The sequence below is a fragment of the Pseudoalteromonas obscura genome (assembly GCF_030135505.1).
Classification (GTDB): domain Bacteria; phylum Pseudomonadota; class Gammaproteobacteria; order Enterobacterales; family Alteromonadaceae; genus Pseudoalteromonas; species Pseudoalteromonas obscura.
In genome coordinates this window covers 33,347-53,981 of sequence record NZ_JASJUT010000006.1, presented here as the reverse complement: position 1 = coordinate 53,981, position 20,635 = coordinate 33,347, and the positions used below count along the sequence as shown (strand labels likewise).

8 protein-coding genes are annotated in these 20,635 nt (G+C 42.7%); 1 reads left to right on the top strand and 7 read right to left on the bottom strand.

What is annotated here, in order from left to right; translation table 11 throughout:
- Window positions 1-146: 146 nt before the first annotated feature.
- The 7 genes from QNM18_RS14785 to QNM18_RS14755 are packed head-to-tail and all read right to left on the bottom strand — an operon-like array spanning window position 147 to window position 18,835.
- Window positions 147-4,247 carry a poly-gamma-glutamate synthase PgsB gene (locus QNM18_RS14785; protein ID WP_284137672.1) on the bottom strand — a complete coding sequence of 1,367 codons (4,101 nt, stop codon included), beginning with the start codon at window positions 4,245-4,247 and terminating at the stop codon, window positions 147-149.
- Window positions 4,237-8,520: a hypothetical protein gene (locus QNM18_RS14780; RefSeq protein ID WP_284137671.1), complete on the bottom strand. Its 4,284-nt coding sequence runs from the start codon at window positions 8,518-8,520 to the stop codon at window positions 4,237-4,239. Before QNM18_RS14780 ends, QNM18_RS14785 begins: the two co-directional genes overlap by 11 nt.
- Window positions 8,499-9,263 carry a hypothetical protein gene (locus tag QNM18_RS14775; RefSeq protein ID WP_211012472.1) on the bottom strand — a complete coding sequence of 255 codons (765 nt, stop codon included), beginning with the start codon at window positions 9,261-9,263 and terminating at the stop codon, window positions 8,499-8,501. The genes QNM18_RS14780 and QNM18_RS14775 overlap by 22 nt, the downstream gene beginning before the upstream one ends.
- Window positions 9,250-11,541: a hypothetical protein gene (locus tag QNM18_RS14770; RefSeq protein WP_284137670.1), complete on the bottom strand. Its 2,292-nt coding sequence runs from the start codon at window positions 11,539-11,541 to the stop codon at window positions 9,250-9,252. Before QNM18_RS14770 ends, QNM18_RS14775 begins: the two co-directional genes overlap by 14 nt.
- Window positions 11,528-14,644, bottom strand: coding sequence for a poly-gamma-glutamate biosynthesis protein PgsC/CapC (locus tag QNM18_RS14765; RefSeq protein ID WP_284137669.1), 3,117 nt, complete (start codon window positions 14,642-14,644; stop codon window positions 11,528-11,530). The genes QNM18_RS14770 and QNM18_RS14765 overlap by 14 nt, the downstream gene beginning before the upstream one ends.
- Window positions 14,644-16,617, bottom strand: coding sequence for a hypothetical protein (locus QNM18_RS14760; RefSeq protein ID WP_211012475.1), 1,974 nt, complete (start codon window positions 16,615-16,617; stop codon window positions 14,644-14,646). The genes QNM18_RS14765 and QNM18_RS14760 overlap by 1 nt, the downstream gene beginning before the upstream one ends.
- Window positions 16,618-16,627: 10 nt before the next feature.
- Window positions 16,628-18,835, bottom strand: coding sequence for a CapA family protein (locus QNM18_RS14755; protein ID WP_284137668.1), 2,208 nt, complete (start codon window positions 18,833-18,835; stop codon window positions 16,628-16,630).
- A 240-nt stretch (window positions 18,836-19,075) separates the two neighbouring features.
- On the opposite strand from QNM18_RS14755, the gene tyrR reads away from it, so the two are divergent.
- Window positions 19,076-20,632 (top strand): transcriptional regulator TyrR, encoded by a 1,557-nt coding sequence (gene tyrR / locus QNM18_RS14750; RefSeq protein WP_023397650.1) that lies wholly within the window; start codon window positions 19,076-19,078, stop codon window positions 20,630-20,632.
- The last annotated feature ends 3 nt before the right edge of the window (window positions 20,633-20,635 follow it).

The following is a 20,635-nucleotide window of genomic DNA, read 5'->3' as shown; positions in this document are numbered from 1 at the left end:
TCCGTTGTTAGTAAAATGTTAAATTAGATTCGTTTCTTCTAATCTTATTTTCTTAGTTTTGTAAGCTCAGGTCAATTAAAATACAAAAAATGACTGGAATTTATTATTCCTTAAATTTAATTTTAGTCTAATTTAGTAGAAAAGTATTAATTTTTACTCCCGGTAAACTTTTTCCGTTTCTGTTGCAGGGCCAACCATCCCGGTTTTTGGCTACGGTTAAGTGCCGCTAAAACTGCAATGGCTTTTTCCAAGGTAATTCGTTGTGAAGCAATATCTTTATATACCTGCTGTGCAGTTTTCTTGCGCTTTACCGCTGCGCCTGCATCTAAAAACGATTCTACAACTTGCAAGACAAATCGGGTCACTCTATTTTGCTTAATATCTTCGACTTCTTTATTTGACTGTGTGTCCTTTGTTTGTAGTCGCTCTTTGAGGTGCGCTATTTCGGCCTGACTGAATTCATTTTGTGCGTGAGGTAACTTACTAAGCTTGGCCAGAAAAGCATTGAAATAATCGTGCTCAATAACACCTATGCGCGATGTCTGAGATAATTTAAGCAGCCCTTGGCGAAATTGAGCTTGGCTAATGTGATGGCTGAGCAATTGGTCGCAAGTTTGGTGTAGATGATGCCACTTTTGCCAAGCGTATACATAATTTAGTCCAGCACCTTTGATATTTTGCATGCCTACGATGAGCTGGTGTTGACCATCTATTCCAAGCTTTGCAATTTTTTGTGTGAGTTCATCTGCGCTGATGTAGGGATTTTCAATTAAATGTGTACGTTGTAAGAGTAATTGAATTAGCTTATCGCTAAAGGCTTTTTCATTTTGACTCAAATCTTCTATGGCAATTAACTCTTGAGCCATGTACCAGTTGTCTATGAGATCTATAAAGTGCTGACGCTGACGCTCGCAGCTCACATGTTGTTCCAAAAAAGCGATAATATATGCTTTATCTTGCAATGCTTGGATTGTGGTTTGGCTGTTGGGTAGCAGTGCAGCGAGTTTTTCACACAGTACTTGTTCTGATAGTAAGCACTTAAACTGCTCTAAAAGCTTAGCTAAATCTTCTTTGTCATTGTTTGTGATAATGCGCGTGATGCGTGAGTGTACAGCTTGTTTGAAGTATGCGAGAAAACCATCAACATTTGTGCCAATCACAACAATATGGTCGAAAGTTAAATCTTCAATCAGTATTTGAGCAAAGACTTTGGTGCGTGCGATGCGATCATTTCGGTTATTGATCAACGCAACGGTTTGTACGGTTGGCTGTTGACTCAGGGTAAACAAGTTAAGACGTCGCCAGTTTTCTATGGTCGCAAGTCGCTCGTTGGCAGACATACTATTGACGAAGGATTGCCTGATGTTGCCTATTGGTGCCTGTTCAAAGTGTTGTAAAACGCCAATGTCTGGAACGATTCTTTCCGCAGTTTCTTTAAACACATAATCCTTATTGATACCAATATATTGGGCCATTTTGCAGACCAATGCTATGTTATCGGGGTGCTCTTCATAGGGGTATAAAGCGCGAATATCATCGGTAATTTGAAAACCATCTCCCCAATGAACTTGAATTAGTGTGGAGTTTTTTTGTTCCGCGGATTTGTTTAGCACTGGAAACATGCACTGCTCGGCAGTAAATACTTGTGTATTTGAGCCGATAAATGCAGACATTTCATTGGCTACGTCAATACCAGTGGGGCCCAAAATATCTTCGTGGTCAGGGTAGGCATTGGTTATTGTGGCAAAATTATCATTCATCCAGCGCCTTAAAATTCTGACGTATCTTGGCGTAAGTCCCATGCATTCCCATAAAAACACATCGGCTTTGACTGATTTGGCAAATGCTAATACATCGCTTTGCTCCCAAATACTGGCTTTATCGAATGGTCTAAATAGTGGCAGTTCGTGTTGTTCTCCGTTACTGGTGGTATAAATCATCATGGCTTCACAGCCCGTGGTTTTGGTGATCACCTTTAGAGCTATACTACTAAATAACGCAGATTTCAGGCGCTCAGTTCCTGATTTTCCTCGGGTTCCCCAGCCACCAATTGAAATGGGAATGTGTTTTCGATTGCGCTGAATATCTTGGCTTACCTTTATATGCCGAGACCAAAAATAGGCCATAAACGCACAGACAAAAAACACCAGTTGGCCAATACTATTTTGGTAAATTGAGTACAAGTACTCCTTAAAGCCTAAGCTAATATTAATCAGCGCAGTGGTGATTGAGGAGCGCGCAAATAGCTGACGAATACCGCTTTCAACAGGAAATTCAGCATTGAGTGTGGAGCCATATTCATTAAACTCAATTTTAAACCCAAGCTGCCGAATGGTTTCGATGTAATTTTGCTGTTCAATCTCTCCGCCTTTTCTCAGCTGATCGAATGACGCGAATTTGAGTGAAATATGCCAGTATGCACGCAGTCTTTTGAGCAAAGAATCTGGACGAGTGATCGTCAAAATACCATCTGGTGTGTAACTTTTTGCTTGCGTAGGCAAGTGATCTTGGCTCAGTATCGAGAGCAAGTAGTCAGGCAGTGGTAAGTACGGGCGCGCTGAGTGTTCGTTTAGATGGTAGAGCGCTTCCCCTGGCACATTGGTTTCACTGATCTCAGCTGTGGTGCAACTAGGAACATGTAACTCAGCCGAGGGCTTTTTAGCTTTAGTATGACTATAGCTTTGTCGTTTGTCCGTGCTCGGGGTAAAAAACTCATGCCATATTCGCCATAACCTGCGGCCCTTCACCGTACCTTCATGGATTTGCCACGATTGGCCTTGTTTGTGACCATTAAACCCAAGCTCTGACTGCGCTATAAAACTCAATGCGCGGCCAATCTCATCTAATCCGGCGTCACTATGCAGCGAGATAGTTTGTTTGGCTGTTAATTGATCCTCAATATCTACGATCAGTTCTTGAATATAAAAACTGTTGAGTTGCTCGCGCGTCCTAGAAATAAAACGCCTTACCGCGAGATTCGGCTCCTGCGCCAGTTGCGTGTTAAGCACATTGACAAACTGCTCAAATATTACATCAGGTTGTTCGGTCTCAAGTTGCATATTGAGCATGAGTCGAGCGCTTTGCTCCAGTATAATCCGTTTGATCTCAAAGCTCTCTTCGCCTTGCAAGCAGCGCTTCCATTGGGTAAACGCAAAGTCGTTTTCGCTAAACCGCGCAGCGGTCAATTGTTTGATTAGCGTGAATCGAATGGCGTCAGCGGTTTCATCGGCAAACCTTTGCTCTAACAATTGAATTGCAAAATTGTCTTCATAATAGGGGATGAATTCGATTGTTGCTTGTCTTACTCTAGGGTAAGGGTGGGTAGCGAGTTGCTGCAAAAGCTTCAAGTCTGAATTTGTTAAAGTGCGTTGCTGAACTAGCACTTTTGGCAGGGCTATCAGAATGAATAGTTGATCATTACATTTGGGCTTTTCTGGAAAGTCATTGACAGACTCAGCCACTTTAGACCACATAAAACTGCGAATAAATGTAGGGCGCTGGTGTATAAGAATTTCTAAAATATCTATTACAGCTAGGTAAGGTGTGTTTTCTGCCTCTAATAACTCTATGAGTTGCGCGACCAAATCTGCATCCAACTCTGGATCTGCACTAAATTCGTGGATCAGGGAAACTTGATTCACCAGAGCACGGATCATGCCGTGACGAATATGGAAGCTGTTGCTATGAGCGAGCAAATGAATAAAAAATGGCTGTAAATCTAATTTCTGCCAAGCTGTGCTTAAATCATCTTTACTTGAACGGAGGTAACGGTTCGTAAGTGCCCCTAACTTGGCTATCAAAAACTTCAAATCCTGCTCAATTTCTGAAACTTTGGATTGATATCGCGAAATGACTGCCCCCTCATCGAACCAGCGAGCGAAGGCTAGCTTATCTTTTTGCAATTGTAAGCGTGTTGCCCCTAGCTGTTCCGCATACTTTAAAATATGCAGTTCTTTCTCCGCTTTTAATTCCGCTTTATTAAGTCTTTCTATAAAACTTTTGTAATCGGCATCAATTGCCTGAAGCTTACCGTGATAATTTTCAATTTTATGGCGTAAAAAAGCGATGGTCTGTAACAGCTGCCAATAAGATGTTTGTTCTTGTTCCGGTTTGTTTTTAACCAGTTCCCACTCAGCTAGTTCATCGACAAGAGTTTGGTATTTATGCTGATACAGGTTGAGCCAAAACCGCTCAGTCTCGGCAAATAAAAGGTCTTGTAATTGTCGTTTTAAGGTTTTATCTGCCATTAATGTCTTGCTCTAGGAAATGGGTCAGTTGCAGAGATTCAAATATAATTTCGTCGTGAGCAAACGGCGCGAAACCGGTGTTTTGTAAATTACCTAAGGTGACTTCAAAGCGCACGTTGTGATTGTTTCTAAACCAGTCCTGCGTCCAGTTTAAACTTATCCACCCCGCTGTTTCTTCGCTAAAATCGAAAAGCGTTTGCCAACTGATTGAGGTTAAGTACTGCCATGTTGCATTGGGACGATGTTGATCGGCAAAGACATAACTGCTACTTAATCCAACGCTGAAAATATGGCCTTCATAATATTGTTGCCAGTTGCCACTGAGTGTAGCGGTATCTAAACTTGTCCAGTCTTCGTTAGAAACGGTACTGATTTGGGCACTGAATTGGCTATCAACCCAAGGCTGATATCGGATACGGTAGCCCCCTTGCCAGCCATGCATGTGCTGCGCACGATAAAAGTTATACATATCTTGGCTAATAAATGGATCATCCAAGTATTCTTGTTTATCAATACTGGTGTAATAAAAGTAGGGTTGCCACCACCACTGATGGCGAACTGAAACGTCATCTCGCCAAATTTGACCAATAGTTGCATCAATATGTGAAGTTAGGTGGCTTTCATTATTGAGCTTAGCTTCCTGCCAGCGGTTGTACATGCCAGCTTCGACGTACCACGGGGTATCGTCATCCAGCCAATTATAAATCCCGTTTAGAGCGAAAGACTCATAGCGTAAATTGTTAAGGCGATATGCGCCTTCTAGTCTGTACCAATTCTGCCTATAACGATTGCGCAATCGGATCCCAAAATCGAGACGGTGTGCTGTGTCTATTGGCTCACTTGTTTGAAAAATGCCGTCTCTGTCATAACTCATAAAACCTTCAATGTGGGTTTTATTACCATTGGCACTGATCAATGGTGTATTGAAATGTTTTGCTAGTTGTTCAAAGCGCAAAGTTGGCCGAGTCAATTTCAGTGGTGTAACAGGAGGGGCCACCGCAAGCTTCTGGCGATTTGCATTAAGTTGCCATGCAAACAGGCGGGCAAGATTTGCATAGTGGTGGGGGATCTCAATGGTGCCCGCAGGATAAAATTCTATTTCCTCTTGTCGCTGCAAGTCTTTGAATTGCTCTATTTTGACCAAAGCATCTTGGTCCAGTTTGGCAATTATTGGTTGCTCGCTGGTGGCATAGTAAAAAAGTTGTCTTTGATCCAGTTCAACACTCTGCCACCGCGTTCCTTGCAATACTTGAACTTCAACTTGTAGAACCTGTGATAAATAAGGGTTAAGCCAACGGATTTTTACTATCCCATTGCGCAGTTCTGTTTGTTCTAGACCAAATGGAGTTTGAGTGTTTGAAACAGGCCATACAGTATTGTCATTGGCAGTTTCTATAGCGACTAACGTAGCGGCATTAGAAATTAACTCGGCATCAGAAAAATAGAACATTAATCTAATTTGCATTGCTGATAATGCATTGAAGTCTAGAGAAAGCGTGTGATACGGGCGAATGGTGATCCCCTTCGTTTCTGCATTGGTAGCAGTGTGACGACTCAATTGCTCCGCAATGCTACGTGTTTCAATGGGCGACAGGTCAACAAGCTGTGTGCCGGCATAATTGAGATACTTTTGCATCGGTACCCAGTGACCATAACTCTGCACCCGATCATGAAGTTGAGAGAGTGAAGGTGGTACATTAAGTTTGTTTAGTTTGGAAAATAGGGCAGTAAACTCGTGATCTTTTAACGAGTATTGCTCTAGCCGATACAAACTATTATTGAGTAGCTTGGTAAACGCTGCCGAATTGTAAGTGTTAGTAGTGTGCAATAGTTCCAAAAAGGGCGTACTTAATGCAAATTCACTGAGCTGTTGTGATGAATACGGATTAAAGTAAGTTGAGTCAAATATTTGCAATTGAACAAAGGCTATTTCTTTGCTGCTCAATGTCAGGGTTTCGCCTGCATGCAAGGAAATTACACTATTTGATGCCACAGACAACGGCGCTTCTAGAGGTGTATGGACGTATGTCGTTGATAACACATCACTGTATATCGGCATAAAGTGCAAATTGGTACCTTTATCTGCGTGCAGCCAGCCAATAGCGTGCTCACCTGACTTTAATCCATAAGTACGTGCGCTTATTTGTATATTAATATCGGAATGAGCCGTGATGGTTAGTGGTTGTTTTTCCAAGCGGTACGCTTTGTATTCCGCTGTTTCGGCAGTTAATTGCACTTGTTGAGCGTGTGTAATGTCATACCTAGGCTGTATATCCAACAATTGTCCTCCATATGATGCATAACCGAGTCGATCATAGAGAGTGCTATCGTTTGGGTTAGTTTGACGTTTATCGTGATCCAGCCACAATGTTTCCAACAGCTTGCCCTGCGCCAACAACGTGCTTGTGACCAGTTTTGCACAGCCTTTAAGCTTTTGCTTTAATGCACATAAGCCCTGAATATTAAATATTTGGTTGGTTTGTTGATATCGGCTTAGAAGTTTTTTCGCGGCAAAATCACTTAACGCGGCATTGTCTTGTTGCAGCAGTGCCGCTAAATAACGCAATACTGCGTTTTGGCGGTTTAGGCTGGTGAGAATATCCAACCTCAGTTGCCAGGCACGTAGTTGCACACTGGGGAAAGGACTATCTAATAACGCTCGTAACTTTGGAAGTGCCTTTGTTGGGGATTGTGTCGCAAGATATTCAACTTCTCCTAGTTGATACATCCAGTGGCCTCGGCTTTGTGCAAGTGCGAGCAAAGGAGGGTCTTGTGGTGTTGTTTGCAACTGAAAGTTAGATAGACTGTTTAGAAAGCTCTTTGCTTTGTCTGCTTGAATATGCTGCATGAGTGCTGCAATTGAGGGACTTTTAAGTGCCAAAGGGGTTGGTTGAGCGTAAAGGAGCTCGTTGTTTGGCAAAGGGAGTAAGGTACGCACTTGCATGGCGATATCAACCTTCGCGTCACTGGCAGAAAATACAGTGACTTCTTCTGCGTTCATATCAATATGTAGATTAAGCGGTACAAAGCCTTGCTTAGGGAGAACTTTAATCTTATGACGTACTTTTTTTATATCAACGACAAGCTCAGTTGGTCGGTTTGACCTGACGTACAAAATAGCATTTTCGCTGACGCGCTGCTCATCGCGAATGTTATACTTTAGGGATTCTACAAGGCGGTTATATTGCAGCATACCTGTTGTGTGACTAAGCATTAAATGCTGTTTTGCTTCGCGTGGCGCCTGATAAATGGCAACGAGCCTTCGGTGGGTGGTCAATGGTTTATTTGCGCTGCTGTCAGGTGTCAAAAACGAGCCAGTAGAGATAGTACTAATGAAATCTTGGTGACGTCTGATCGCCAAAGCGCTTGCGTGTTCAGGGTTAAATTGCGTGATACTCGAAATGTCATGGTCAAAATAAACTTGGCGCAGCGCACTATCTAAATTATTGACCCAGTATGGGTTAAGCAATTTTTCTCGCTGTTTTATGCCTGCACCTTGATCATATATCCCACGGTGCATTTGTTCGAGCTTGACCCAGGTACTCGTGCTACTTTGTAAAGTTAAATAGCTATTTGCGGGGACTGCGATATAGTCCACATTCGCGACCCCCAATTTATGGTGGGTAAACTCCAGAGCCTGTGCTTCAGAAACATTTATGATGCTTGCAGGTATCCCATTGATCAAAGCTTGCACTTTACCTCCCTGACTCAAGTCATAGAGGTTGCGGTGTACTGTCAGTTTTAGCTTTTTTGCTTGTTTAAAATAGACCTTAATACTTTGCGATTTATTCAATGGGTAAATAGTCGTATGCTCCTGCGCTAATGCGATGGTTTTTCCTGGTAAAGGCAGAGCCACAGCACGACGAAAGGGATCTCTATGAGCATGTTGAAACCCACGCCATAATTCAAACTGACCATCCTGTTGTTGGTTGATGACTTTTATCACTCGTGGTCGTAAAGAGGCATTTAGCTGGCACATGTTTTGTTGACAGATCCACTGTTGCTTTTTGACTTGCATAAGCGCACTGAAGGTTTGCCCTTGCCAAAAAGACAAAGAATTCAACGTGTCTAGCGTGGTTGAAAGCCATTGTCCAGCAGGCAGAAATAGGTATTTGGCCTGTTCATGATTAAGGCTTATATCAGCTGCGCTTCGTGTCAGCTGATAGGTTTCAGCGTCATACCATCGCACATCGCTTTGCAAGTTTGCATTTTGTCCGAATGCCTGAGTGATAAATAACCCGCAAACTAATATCAGCGTGAGTAAGAGAGGCATAAATTAAATTGCTCCATACTGGCTGATTGAGAGATGAGTTTTGAGCGCATGGGTTTGCTTATTTCAATATGGATAAATCGGTGCGGAGCCAGCCCTATTTTGTGTAATACATTTTTGGTTCCACCGAGTTCAAAGACGTCTTTTTGATAAACAAAAGTATGTTCACTCAGTCCCAATAAACATGTTTGTAATTTAGCGAGTTTTGCATTGTAGCTTCTGCCTTGACTCAATATAAAGTCGGCTTTTTTTCCTTGTGCTGATTTACGCTTATTTTGATTAAATCCATGCAATTGAAATATAGAAGCATTGGGGTGAATAGAGTGAAAAGCTCGAACTGCTGCAACATGAAGTCCTCGCAGTCGCTTAGAGTAGTCCATGGGCTGGCTGTCCAAGCTTTCGCTATATCTGTGATAGGTATTGTAAACCATCATATTGCAGGTGGATGTAAATAGTGCCTGACCAATTTGAAGGGTGTGTTTGTCGTGAAACTGATGAGGAATAGAAACAAAACAGGGTTTGCCCTTGGGCAGGTATACCAGTGCTCCCCCCCCATTGACTGCTGTTGGCGATATTAGTGCATGTACAGGGCGTTGTTGCGACCCCTGTTGATGATATTCCCAAGGCGCGATTGTATGGGGCTGAGAGAGCCAATTGTTTATTTGTTGCCACTGTATCTCTACCGTGGCAAAACAATGCCAACTGGCGCTGAAAAGTAGTATTGTGACGATTTTATGTATTTTCATTCTGCCACCATTGGGGGGTAAGTGGTTGTGCGCTATGTTCTTCTAAAATACTAATCCACACCTCATCTTCAGCCGATATCACAAATTTTTCAAGTGTTTGCATATCTGTTCCGATTTTAATTGTAATGGAAGGGTAGCTGACAATATCGGTCGATTGCGGGTGAAGCATAAAGGCCTGTTTGTTTGTGGGGATTAGTGCATACCTTTTTGTCGCGACCGTGTACTCACTGGTGATCCCTGCATGGTATTGCCCACGGAGTTGTGTACTGATAACTAAAGGAGCGCGTTCGACTATATCAGCAGGGTATGTGAACGGTTTAATAACAATCGAAAGTGGTTTATTTTTGCCCTGATAGTTCATAGAAAAGGTATCACCACGATTAACTTTATATAGGCGTGATTTGATAAAATGTCGGTTACTGCCCTGATTTGAAAATAGCATGGTAGTTTTATTCGCTTTAGAGACTAACTCATTGCTAATCGCACTGGCAGTGGCATCAAACTCAACATATTTGGGTTTGCGTTCGGTAAGGGCAATCACCTTGGGTGTTTTTAACTGCGTATTGCTGCTGAGATCTATGTCATCAATGTCGCTAATTTGACTAAAATGCACAGGGGTTGGCTCGCTGCGAGGTTCAAAATAGTTTGGTGGGCTGAAAATGAGTGCAGTGTTTGAAATAGGGTGTCGGTCAAACAGTGCTTCTGAAGCGTAGTCTGTATCTTTAACAACAGGCAGAGGCGGTGCTTCAAATAAACGCACTTTTAAGATCTGCTGTAATTCAGTGAATACGAATTCATTGCTGGCTTTTTGAGCGAACCAAGCGCCGATTTCGGTAAAGTTGCTCAATGGGTTTTCACACAGTTGTTCACATACAACATTTTGATAATGAAATTCTCGGCGTCGGCTTTGCAGTTTAACCGCTAAACTCCCTTGGCTTGATATACTTAGTTTTGCGGTGTTTTCAGGCAGTCGCAGATAGTATTTTTCACTTTCGTTGACGGTTTGTCGCAAGGTCTCTGGTGTGATCAAACGGTCAAATTGAGAAACTCGGGACTCCAAATCAATTTTATGGCGCGCAAATACGAGACCTTTAGCGTCATACAAAGAGAGCAAGGCTTGTGCGCCTTCGGAATTTAATGCACGTATATCCATCACCACATCGCTGCCTCCAGCCACTGTATAATTGGCGGGGGTGTCTGGTGTCAATATGTAATAATAGCTATGCAAAGCGACAATGGATTGCTCTGATTGATACCAATGTGTTAGCGCTGGTAAACTGGACTGAATGGTTATCAAGCCGGGGCGGATGTCGTTAATTTGATAGGTGTGCTCAGAAGTTACCGTTGGTTGTAATTCATAAGGGGCGACTTGCTGGCTTAAGTCGTGCCAAGTAAGACGGAGCGTGCTCAGTGGTACGGTACTATTAAATTGCAGTGGTTCGCTGCTTTTCACGCGAAATGTTGCGGTTAAATTGGGGGCAGAATAAAAGCTATCTAGATCCCATTGCTGTGCGGAAAAGTCATAGGTAATCACATTATAAGGCAGTGTTTCGTACAAGATGTCACTGACAAAATCAATATTGGGGATCCCTTGCGGTGCAAGTTTCATCCAGTCATAACTTACCGCATTGGTAAGTTCATGTGCGGTGAGTGCATTGCCACCCAGAGTGTGGTAATTCAACATCCGTTCACGCCAATCCAAAGGCAGCTTCAGCCATATTTGCTGACTGTCATCTATATCGGTGAGTGTTTGTGCATGCAACCTAACTACGACACCTCGCAATGTATCTTCTTCAGGAAGCAGTTTTAATTTGATTTGGCTGGCATCAGGGTAATTTGATACATCGATATAGAATGATTGTCCCGACGCTACAGATAAAGCTTTACGATCTTCAATGATTTGCTTGACTTGCTGCTCTTGTGCTGCCAACACCAGTTTAGATGCATGGTGGTAAGTGTGTTCTTCTAGTAATGCTCCTTGGCTGTTAAACAATTGATATTCGATGGCGTAATTGACGGGTTCGTCAAAAGCTTGTTGACCATCAAAAATAGCGTTGGAAAGCAACCTAATGGAGCGGGTCCTAGATGAAGAAAAGTTAAATGAAATATATTTATCTTCTGGTAACCAGTGAACCACGGAGCGTGTTTCGTCTTCGCTGCGCTCCTCCAGTTGTTCTGCAGAGGTTAACCACAATACCCCATTAAAGCTGACCCATAACATAATAGTCAGGAATATTAAGGTCATGACTATGTGAAGTATTTTTTTAATCCAATACATGCTGTACCCTCCCTGATGCATAGTTAAAGTCATTGATAGTCAGAACTTTATTGCTTGTAGGGGTGTATATCGCAAGTAGCTTATTGCGCAACTTAATGGTGAGTGCGAGTTGCTGTGTTTGCTCTATACGAACGGCTTGCAAGTGACAGTCTGAGTATCTTTTGCAAAACTCAAACAGCAGTGGTAGGTGCTGATCCTGTGAGTATTGCTCAGCAAGTGTACGAATATCTTGAGTGATAGAAAGCGCATTCTCTAACAGCCAGTCATTTGGGCTCAGTACGACCGTATTGAGTGGCTTAATATAAGGCTGTGCGGATACCGCGAGCAAACGTTGCAGTAGCGCTTGTTCAGAAATCGCGAAATGTTGCTTAAAATCAGATGCTAACCAGAGTGTGGCAAGCTCACTGACAGGGCTAAATAGCCGATACCCTGATTGTGGTGAAGTACCTATTTCAAGTCCGCGAGTTTCTATTTGTCCAGCAACAATTTGGGTGTTGACACCCAAATTTTTCAAAGTGTGTTGCAAGTCCTTGAGAGTACTTTCTTGTTGCTCGTCGGGGTGAGTAAATTGGAACGCGATTGCGCTGGGTCTGATGTACGAGGGGGCGCTATGGCTACGCACTTGCAGACTAAGAATTGGGTGGGTGGAAAAATAGCGAAGCGTACCTTGATGGATCACATTGAATAAGCTTCTGACATTTGCTGGTGCCATTACATTAGCTTGTTCATTGGCATAAGGGTGAGCACCTGCGATCAACAGGGATTTGGCATTGGTGCTGGCAAATAACTTACCAGAAAACTTGAGAGTGTTGCTTTCAAACAAGGGTCTAGGTACTTGAATATTTAACATTGCATTTGGGTGCATGTTAATGACATAAAGTCCTTGTCCTTGTTGGTAGCTTTGTTGTGTATTTAAAGGCGTAAGCACAATATATTGTGCTTGCTCATTGTCAAGAATTTGGATTTGATAGCCCATCATATTGGCAATATGATTGATGCGAGCTAAGCGATTCAACTCGTTTTGGTCAAATTCTCTATCTGTCTGCTGCTCAACAAGGTCATATATGGGGCCGAGGATTTCAAATTCCCAAAGGGCTGCTTCATTGTTAGTCAATTCTTGATATTGGTTACTGCCTTTGGCACTAATGTGAGGGGCAAAAGCATCGATGAGTTCGTCGAGCTCCGAGTTAATAAATGTGACGGCGACATCAGAGCCTGTGCTGGCACTTAACACTACTTCAGACAAGAGGTTTGAGTAGCTCGGGCCATCTATATAGGCTTCGACCATTTTACCGTTAAAATCGGGGGTGGGCAGGCTGCTACTGTGCAACATCCCAAACTGGCCACGTTCAAAGCCCATCAAGTTAGTTAGCTGACGCTGAGAGAGTGATGTTGGCAGTTGATTAAAAATCCAAAACTGGCTTTGCACACCAAATGGGCTTAATTGTAAATGAGTTCGAGTATATTGATTGACTGATCGAATTTGCAATACTTCAGGGTCGTCAAACACCGAAAAGAAAGCATTATAAAATGGGCTTTGTTGAGACACTTGTTGTGTTGCAATGGAAGGGGTGAATTGTGTACCTAATACTAGAGCGTTACTTTCTAACAATTGAAACAACAGGCCTGCGGCGTCGCTGGCTACGCGCTCACTTGATGGATATGGCACACTGACAACATGGGATTTGCTTGGTGTTTTTGAGAGGACATAAAAGCCTCTAACCATGTTTGTATTGGTGTCTCTGATATATAAATATTGGTCATCTTCAAAAAGAGAAAATTGGGCCTGTGAGAGCAGGCGCCTCGCGAGGCGAATATTTTCTTTATCTTGCCTGTCGCGATTAAGCACCCGAATAGCGCTAATGAAGTGTTGAATCGACTGCGCTTGTTGGTATTGGCTAATTGAAACATGTTCGCTTTGCTGTGTGTATAAGTAGCTTTTATAAGCACTAATTTGTTGGCTCAAAGCGACTTCAGTATTGTCATTGGTATTTAGTTGCTCTGCTGGAGTCGTAAAAATAGCAGGGATAAACATAATTAAAAAGCCGGTCGTAATAGCAACTAGCCCACCGACAATCGATGTTTGAAAGGTGGCGCGTATAACTAAACCTAGGGCATTTTTTTGGTATATTTTTAATGCAAGTAAGGTTGAAAGCATGTAGCCAAACGCAAATGTGTCGGTGACTTTTAGCGTCGGATAATAATTTACCACAACATAATTTAAGATGATTTTGTATAAGAAGCCGATATTGAAAAAGAACAGTAATAGCCTTGCACCTTCGAAGTTAGCATGGCGCAGTTTTGTGAAGGTTAATATTGACCCACCCAATATCAAGATTACGGCTGTTTCAGCAAATGAAGTGAGTAATTTAGTCGGTTGCATCAATTGCAGAGCAAGCAGTGCTGGTAGCATGATACCGTTAAATTCCCAGCCATATTTAATATTGGCTCGGGATGCAATAAAAGCGGTGATCACCAAAATAATATAGGCTTTGGGTGCTGCCACGATGGATGCTGCGACTGCTTCGTACATAATAGCAAGGTTGGCAATACTAAAGTTTGTAAATGGCATCAATAGAAAACGCACAAGCAAGTAGGTTACAAAGAGCTGGATCAAGGTAACTCGCATGCCATATTTGAACCCGCCATTCCACATGACGTTGGCGGTCAAAGCGATGATGACTAAGCCGAGGCTGTATAGCTGGCTAGAGTAATCAAAGGTGATATCCCACTGAGCCAGATACATTGCAACCAGTGGCCACAGTAATGTATCCATAACCACCCTAACTAAAATGCTAATCAGAATGATGGCGAAAAAACGATCTCGACCAAACATTTCACCAAAACCAAATCTTTCCATTAAAGTTTTGGCACTAAAAAGCATCACGGCGTAAACCACTATGGCCTCAATAATGATGACAACGGCAGATACAGGTGTAACTATGAATAAGGGGACGAGATAACCCGGTACAACAAGCCCGGTAAGAGGAAAACCAAAACGCAAATTAAGCATGCAAACTACAGCAATACCAACCCACACAGTAGTAATGACGGACTGCCCTAAACCACTACCATTGGGAAATAACTGTAGTACCCAATCCATTAAGGTTGCGCCTTGATATCGTGGCTTTCTAGCTCACTGATCGGCTGGATCATTTCGAGCTGTTTTATAAGTTGAGCAGGATCTTCCAGTTGTTTAATTAAAAAAGAAATATCGATAAACTCAAACAATATACCACCAACTTCGAAGGGCTCGCCAATACTGCTGGTGGTACGTGCTGCGCGTAGAGAACGTATACTCAAGATGAAAGTTGCCTGACCAAGTTGTGCGGGCATGTATAGCTCACCTTGTTGCAAAGTGATGTAGCGTAGCTTGCCTTTGGCTTTTTCACTGTCTAGATGAGTAACTCGCTCGAGTAAGTCTAGTGCGGTCATTTCAAATAGTGACATTTCATTGTGTTTAGCAATTTCCTCAATTCTTTGATTTGTTTGTACAACTTGGCCAAAGAGATTAAACATGATAGCCGCTGTATGAATTTGATTGAAAACGTGCTCAAGTGTCGAGAGTTTTTGCTCCATATCACCGATAGATGATTTTACTTGCTGGCTTAACGGTTTTTGTAGTGCTAACGTGAGCGCTTTTGTGAGTGCGCTGGTATTGGCTTTTTGTTGATTTTCAAAAATGCGAAAGTGGAAAAGCAACTCCCCGATTTGATTAGCAAACCGATTAACGTTTTGAATAAATCGCTCTTCATCAAAATACTCATTGGGTTCTACCGTCATAGCCCAAAAACCACGTATATCTCCAGCATACATCAATGGCACCACATACTGCGCTTCAGACTCAGTTAACTCATTGAAAAAGGGTCGTGTAATGTGCAATGCACCAAAAGCTTTAATAGCATCAGAGTATGGAGGGCGCTCATAATCCCGACGCATTTCGTGAATATCAGATAAACTACAATTGATCGCACGGATTTCATGAAGCCTATGATCTCCTTCGGTACGCGCTAGAAAAATTGAGCGTTTCAATGCCAGCTGTTGGTTTACTAATGTGATAATGGCATCCCAGGGGCTGCTTTGTGCACTGAATGCCTGCGGCAGATACCTGCCCATCATACGCTGTTGAACATTGCCAATAATGTCGTTTAACTCGATTTCTTCAGCCCATTTTCGAGAGAAAAATACCCAGAGCAAAGTCACTAAATTGGTGAAAATAATTTGCCCGCTCGGTAAAAAGTAGTTAAAGAATCTGACACAGATATAGGCAGATAGAATACAGCACAAGATCACTGCGCAGGCGATAGCCAGCCCTGTACTAAAGCTGCACCTTTGATAGGTGATGAGCAAGATGGCCAAAATGAGCAACTGCAAAGCGGCTGCGTATGTGGTCGGTGTTAGCGTGACCAGTGTTTGCTCTAAAAAGTTATCTGCAATATAGGCGTGAAGATAAACCGGATCTCTGAACGTATTAATTTTTGGCGCCCTAACTGGCAGCGCAAAATTCAACTGGTTCTGAGAAACTAAAACGACTTTATCTTTAAGTTGGGTTAAGAAAACATCATCTGATAGCAGTCTATCAGAGCTGAATTTGGTCAATGCTTGTGGAGCAAGTGAAAAATCAAGCAGCTGGCCTTGTGCCTGATATTGGTCGCCAAGTATAGCTTGCCAAACGCTTTTACAATGGCTGGGAGCTTGCTGAATGATAATTTCATATCCTAGCCAAGATTCCAGTATTGGGAGGCAGTATCTTGGATCTGCGTAAGGAAAATAGACATTGTCAAAGGACAGCTGTTGGTTTCCACCGACGTGACTAAATATAACGATTGCTTTTGCTTGTTGATCCCTGAGCTTAGAAATGAGCGCCGTTTGCTCTGCCAGCAAGTTATTGGACTCGATCACCACAACTTGTGTATTTTGTCTGTTTAAGTTTTGGCTAAACTCAAGATAAATAAGCGCATTTAATTTGTCTAAAGTACCAGTAAAAGTGATTAGTAACGTCAGTGCGCACAGCAGCATAGTAGACCAAAAAGTCTTTTGTCGTTTGATTATAAAAAACTGCTGTTTTATCGACATATTGAGCAACCTAGTCAAGCGTCGAAAATTCGAGAGATAACGTGACTTCTTGTTGCGTTGATACTCGTAAAAAGTCTAGACCATGTATCTCATTGGCCTGCCAGACATTATTATCTAAAAGGAGATCTTTTTGCCATGAGATGAGAGCTAGATCGTCTAAAATGAGGGTGGCTTCTCCGTTTTGTGGTGGTGTGTGCAAAAGCGCAAGTTTTACGGCACGTGCTGGGAGCTGTTCGGGTCCTAAAGTATTATTATCGCTCGGTAAGGAAAAGCTGTGCTCAAACATTTGCCAGTTGTATTCTCCCGGTTCCGATATGCGAATAGTTTGCTCTGAGAATAATAAATTGTCTTCTGATGTGGTAATGGACACCTCAACATCAAAAGCGCCTGCATTGAGCCCCTTGTTGTAACCTATCAATGTCATGTCGTGATAGGCTTCAAGAGTTGTCTCACTCGGGGTAATCGGCATAGTTCTAATGGTGTGCTTAAACGGCATACGCAAAGGACGATTGTCAAATTGAGTTCGTACCATACACATACCTTGTTTGCCATTACGCGCACCAGTCAGACAAGGTGTGATACTTTCGCTGTCATTTTCCCAGCGTGATACTTCACCAAATGTTTCATCATTATCCCAGTCTTCAAAGTCCCCAAATAACATTAAATCCCTGCCTAGCTTGAGCGTTGCAGCTCCTGAAGAGGATACCTTAGTTAAAAAGGCTTTACTCGGTACAAACTCTCTCAAATCAATGGTATGCAGTCCCGGCTCAAGAGTGATTTGGGCTGTTTCAGACGGCTTCGGCGCAACACGATTATAGAAGTCGATATCAGCATAGCCTTGTCGAGGTATGACAGAAACCCCACCTTGTGAAAACTCGCCTAATCTTCTCATTAGGTAATCACTTAAAAAGCCAGTAACTAACTTGGGCTGGTAGTCTTCGAGATAAATGGCATAAGCTCGAGCTCTGGTGGTTTTTGGTTGTGTATCAGGGCTTACTTCTAACATGACGGCAACACCAAGTAAGGTTTCAATACGATTTTGCTCAAACACAAAATTACCTAGGCCGAGTAATACAGGAGTGTTATTGAGTAAACTAAAGCCTTGGGCAACATGGGGGTGGTGAGCGATTAACAGGTCCGGTTGAGCTTCGCTAAGTAAATTGAATCGGTTGGTGATATATCGTGTGGGCGCATAGGAGTATTCGTCACCGCCATGCAATTGCGCAATGGAAAAATCACTTTTTTCAATGGCTTGCTCGACAGCGGCAACGGCTTGACTACTGTCAGTGAGATCAGCTGCGCCTCCTTTTTGTGCTTCAGCAATATAATTAATTGGATTATCATCACCTGTGATTGAAGTGGCAGAAACGAGCCCCAATGACATGCCTTTCACTGATGTGATAAGCGGCGCAAATGCCTCAGTAGTGTTGTTACCCACGCCGCTGAATAGCAAGCCAGCTTGTGAAACATATTCTATGGTATCTTCAAGGCCAGGTTGCAAATAGTCGTATACGTGGTTATTACCCAGTGCGACATAATCTACACCGATTTCAGTTAACCCCTGCAGTGTCTCTGGTAAGGAGAAAAATGCAAATTCTTTGGTTGGGTGTACGCTTACTGGTGTGCTCAATATTGGGGTTTCTAGATTGACTGATGAAAAGTCTGCTTGTTCAACTAGAGGCTTAATATACTTTGTGATTTCTACGGCGTCTTGAGCGGCTGTCTGCGCCCTAATTAGTGCACCTTCTACGTCAGGAAGAGAGTTTCCCATCGTTATCAAGGATGGATCCATATATCGCCTACCAAACATGGTATCACCAGCAAAAAACAATGTGATGGCTTGCGTAGATTTGGTTTTTAGCTGTAATGTGAGCTGTTGTTCTGACGCTAAGAGCTGCTGAGTGATTAGTAAAGGCTCGAAGCCAGCCTTGGTAACTGCGATACTGTAATTGCCTGGTTTAAATGTGGGCAGGGAAACACGGCCATTGTTATCACTCTGGTAGGACACACCTGCAACAACAATTGATGCATTTTTCACAGCAACCCCGTTAGCGTCTGAAATAGTGATTTGCCATTGCGCTGTCTGGCTTTCTTGTTTGTCTTGTTCTTCTTGTTCGGCCTGCTGTGATTCAGTCGGTCCAGTTTCGTATGGGTCTTCAACAGAGCAGGCGCTAATGAAAATGGCTGTTAGAACTAAGGCTATTATTTTTGCTGTCATTGCTTCTCCCACCATTTAATTTAACATTGTGTAGTTATTTAGTATTATAAAATGTAAGGCAAACGGCATGCAATCATTTATCATTAATTAAATGCTATGTTTATCATGTAGTTATTATAGGTCATTATTATTAATCCTGATCGGGAAAATATCTGTCCAAAAATGTTTACAATTTGCTAGGCTGATGACTATTCTTAGAGTATGATCCGCTCAGAGGTAAAAAACCGTTTTGAGGAACAGATGCGTTTAGAGATTCATTGCGCCGACCGTATTGGTATTGCACAAGAAATACTCAATATATTGGTGAACTATCGAGTAGATTTAAAGGGGATTGAAGTCGACTCGGTAAATTGCCGTATGTATGTTAGCTTTCCACCCATTGAATTTGAGCAATTTCAGAAAATAATGCCTGAAATTAGATTGATCGATGGTGTTGAAGATGTGCGAACAACGGCATTTTTGCCGTCTGAGCGTGAACATAATGAGCTAAATACGCTACTGAGTGCGTTGCCTGATGGAGTTATTTCAATCGACGCTAAAGGCGGTGTGAGGCATTGTAATGATGCGGCTTGTAGAGACTTAAACTTATCACTCGATGAAGTGATTGGCAGTAGTATAAATGTGCTATTGAAAGGGTTTAATTTTACAAGGTGGCTGGAAGGCAATGAAGTACTCGGTCAGACGACACGCGTTGAAGTTGCCGGAGAAGATTACATAGCGGATATTTTACCTATTTCTGTTCCCCAAGGCACAGAGAGCGATGTACTTGCTGGTGCTGTGATCAATATCAAATCTCAAAGTCGCCTAGGTCAACAAGTTAGTGCTTTTAGGCGATATGGACAAGAGAGCTTTGCGACCATTCACAATCAAAGCACAGCGATGAGACGAGTCGTGCGAGAAGCCAGAAAGATGGCGCAATTGGAAGCGCCTATTTTGATCACTGGTGAAACTGGCACAGGCAAAGAGCTGCTAGCAAGAGCCTGCCACTATGCTTCAAACCGTTCGTTAAAGCCATTCATTGCGCTATCTTGTGCGTCATTGCCAGACGATGTTGCAGAGTCAGAACTATTTGGTTTTGCCAGTTTTGACGATCAGGTACCCTCTAAACGGGGTGTGTTAGAGCAGGCTGATGGCGGAACTGTATTTCTTGACGAAGTTGGAGAAATGTCTGAGCAGTTGCAAACTAAATTGCTCCGCTTCTTACAAGACGGCACGTTTAGAAAGGTTGGTGATGAAAATGAAGTTAAAGTGAATGTTCGGATCATTGCAGCAACCCAGAAAGATTTACCAGCCATGGTGCAAGAAGGTGGTTTTAGAGAGGATCTCTATTATCGTATCAACGTATTAACGCTGGAGATTGCGCCATTAAGAGATCGTAAAGCGGACGTTAAGCCTCTGGCTGAGCACTTTATTCAAAAATACGCGCAGCAAAATGGTCAAGCAGTACCTTCTTTACACCCTGAGTGCTTAGAGTTTTTAGAGCAATACCCTTGGCCGGGCAATGTACGTCAACTCGAAAATGCCATATATCGTGCCGTATCTTTATTGGATGACAAAGAGTTACGCATTGAAAATATGCAACTGCCGACATTTACACATGATTTAGGATATTTGGAGTCTGATTTTGAAGGAACGTTAGAGCAGGCGGTAAAACGCTTTGAAGCAACCTTGCTGAGAAAGTTGTATCCTGCTTACCCGAGTTCTAGACAGTTAGCCAAAAGATTAGGACTTAGCCATACCGCAGTTGCCAACAAACTGCGAGAGTATGGCATTAATCGAAAAACGGTGAAGGTATAATAT